This is a genomic window from Chryseobacterium sp. (assembly GCF_022712095.1).
Classification (GTDB): Bacteria; Bacteroidota; Bacteroidia; order Flavobacteriales; family Weeksellaceae; genus Chryseobacterium.
Genome location: NZ_JALAHD010000151.1, coordinates 1 through 2,859 on the forward strand (window position 1 = coordinate 1; position 2,859 = coordinate 2,859).

The 2,859-nt window shown below is 34.1% G+C and carries 3 protein-coding genes; all 3 read left to right on the plus strand.

Features of this window, described 5'->3' with window-relative positions; all coding sequences use genetic code 11:
• Positions 1 to 38 precede the first annotated feature (38 nt).
• Positions 39 to 1,292: an aminotransferase class I/II-fold pyridoxal phosphate-dependent enzyme gene (locus Q0A18_RS07665; protein WP_292009561.1), complete on the plus strand. Its 1,254-nt coding sequence runs from the start codon at positions 39 to 41 to the stop codon at positions 1,290 to 1,292.
• A gap of 81 nt (positions 1,293 to 1,373) precedes the next feature.
• Complete coding sequence (kdsB, locus tag Q0A18_RS07670) at positions 1,374 to 2,096, plus strand: 3-deoxy-manno-octulosonate cytidylyltransferase (RefSeq protein WP_292009562.1); 723 nt, start codon at positions 1,374 to 1,376, stop codon at positions 2,094 to 2,096.
• Between the two features lie 118 nt (positions 2,097 to 2,214).
• Positions 2,215 to 2,859: histidine kinase (locus Q0A18_RS07675; RefSeq protein ID WP_292009563.1), on the plus strand; the 645-nt coding region annotated here is incomplete at its 3' end.

The window sequence follows — 2,859 nt, forward strand, 5'->3', positions numbered from 1 at the left end:
AAAAGTTAACTATATTAATTAAATAATAAATATCTCAATTGAAAGTTTCAAAATTAGCGGCGAACCTGATCGGTTCTGAAATCGTGAAAATAGGTAATGAAGTAAACGATTTAAAAGCAAAAGGTGCGGAGATTGCCAATCTTACGATCGGTGATTTAAATTCTAATATTTATCCTATACCAGCTCAGTTAAAGGAAGAGATTCAGAAAGCTTATCAGAATAATTTGACTAATTATCCGCCGGCTAACGGACTTCTTTCTCTAAGAAATGCAGTATCCAAAGATTTGAAAACCAGATGGAATCTTGATTATTCAGCGAATGATATCCTGATTACCGCCGGTTCAAGACCTTTAATTTATGCTGTTTATAAAACCATTGTAGATGAAGGAGATAAAGTAATTTATCCTACCCCTTCGTGGAACAATAACCATTATGCCTATCTTACTTCAGCTAATGCGGTAGAAGTAAAAACAAAGCCTGAAACTAACTTTCTTCCAACAGCGGATGATTTGAGACCGCACTTGGATGGAGCTGTATTATTAGCTCTTTGTTCTCCGCTAAATCCAACGGGAACAATGTTTACGAAAGAACAGCTTACGGAGATCTGTGAAATGATTTTGGCTGAAAATAAGAAAAGAGGTGAAGATGAGAAGCCATTATATTTAATGTATGATCAGATTTATTCTAACCTTACATTTGGAGCACTACATGTTGATCCGGTGTCTCTTTTTCCTGAGATGAAAGAGTACACAATCTATATTGATGGAATTTCTAAATGTCTTGCTGCTACAGGAGTACGTGTAGGTTGGGGATTCGGTCCTTCTCACATTATCGACAAAATGAAAGCGCTTCTTACTCACGTAGGAGCCTGGGCACCAAAACCGGAACAGGAAGCTACTGCAAAATATTATGAAAATACAGACCAGGTCAATGCTTTTGTAAACGACTTTAAAGGAAAACTTGAAGCGAGTTTAAAAATTCTTCATCAGGGAATTCAGAATCTGAAAGGAAAAGGACTGGCAGTGGAAAGTATCGAGCCGATGGGAGCACTTTATCTTACTATTAAATTAGATTATATAGGAAAAACAAAACCTGACGGAAGTGTTATTGCTAACTCTTCTGATCTGGTATTTTATTTAATCAATGAAGCAGGAGTGGCTTTAGTACCTTTTTCAGCTTTTGGAGAAGAAAAAACAGAACCTTGGTTCCGTGCTTCTGTAGGAGGATTAGCCATCAGTGAAATAGAAACGATGCTTCCTAAACTGGCAACTGCTTTAAATAAGTTGTCATAAATTTGTTATGAGTTATAAGTTCTACAATTTTAAAGGATTGTATGTTAAGCTTATAACTCATAATTAATAACTTATAACTATATGAAGATTATAGCGGTTATTCCAGCACGTTATGAAGCGAGCCGGTTTCCTGGAAAATTAATGCAGATTTTAGGAGAAAAAACAGTTATTGCAACTACTTATAATAATGTAGTGGAAACAGGTTTGTTTGACGAAGTTTTTGTGGCTACAGATTCTGAAATTATTTTTGAAGAGATTCTTAGCCATGGTGGTAAAGCGGTCATGACGGGACAACATGAGACAGGTAGTGACAGAATCGCAGAAGCAGTTCAGAATATTGATTGTGATATCGTGATCAATGTTCAGGGTGATGAACCTTTTTTAAAGCTTGAACCATTGAAGCAGCTGATAGAAGTCTTTAAAGAAGATGATAATCAGGAGATTTCTTTAGCTTCATTAAAAATTAAACTTACTGAAAAAGAAGAAGTCGAAAATCCTAATAATGTTAAAGTTATTACAGATAATAATGGATTTGCCTTATATTTTAGCCGTTCTGCTATTCCTTACCACAGGGAAGTTTCTTATGATGTAGACTATTTCAAACATATCGGAGTGTATGCTTTCAGAAAACATGCTCTGATTCAATTTTCCAAACTTGAAATGAAGCCTTTGGAAATAGCTGAAAAGATAGAATGTATCCGTTACCTGGAATATGGAATGAAAATTAAAATGATAGAAACCAACTTTATCGGTGTGGGCATTGATACTCCGGAGGATCTGGAAAAAGCAAGGAAACTGATCTGATATCAGAGAATGATACTTTATATCAAAGAATCAAAATCATGCTTTCCACTTTACTTTAGCATACATTAACAATATAATTAATAACAAAACCTTATATTTGGATTTATAAACTGAATTAATGAAGAGATTACTGTTAGTATTGGTGTTGATTTTTTCACAGATTTCCTTTGCCCAGACTGCAAAAGAGATTATCGATAAAAACATTGAATTATCCGGCGGATTAACGAATTGGAAGCTTTTGAATTCCGTATTGTTACAGGGAAAAGTAGTTTTGGGAATTAAAGATGAATATCCTATAAAAATATATCAGCAGCGTCCTAATCTTACTAAAACTGTTATTACCATCAATGGCAAAGAGGTAGCAATAGAAGGGTATGACGGTAGTAAAGGATATGGAATGAACTATGCCACCAATAAGCTTCAGGAATATACAGACTATATTCCGGAAAGTTTTGATAATGATTTTATCGATTGGGAGAATAAGGGTTTTGAAGCTAAATATTTAGGAAAAGAAAAACTGGGCAATGTGTATTGTCATAAGGTAGAGCTTACTAAAAATGTGAATAAAAATATTTATTATTTTGATGCACAGACTTTTATGCTTTTGAAAGAGATCAAAAAGGATGATACGCTAGTATATTCCGATTACAGAAAAGCAGGAAATCTGGTAATGCCTTTCAGAATAGAATCATCTAATCCGAAGAAAAATGGAGATTATGTAATGCTGTTAAATAAAATTGAGATCAACAAAGTATTTCCTAAT

Bases quoted from the DNA above. Each gene is read 5' to 3' on its own strand.
- kdsB (WP_292009562.1), top strand. From the start codon at position 1,374: ATGAAGATTATAGCGGTTATTCCAGCACGTTATGAAGCGAGCCGGTTT.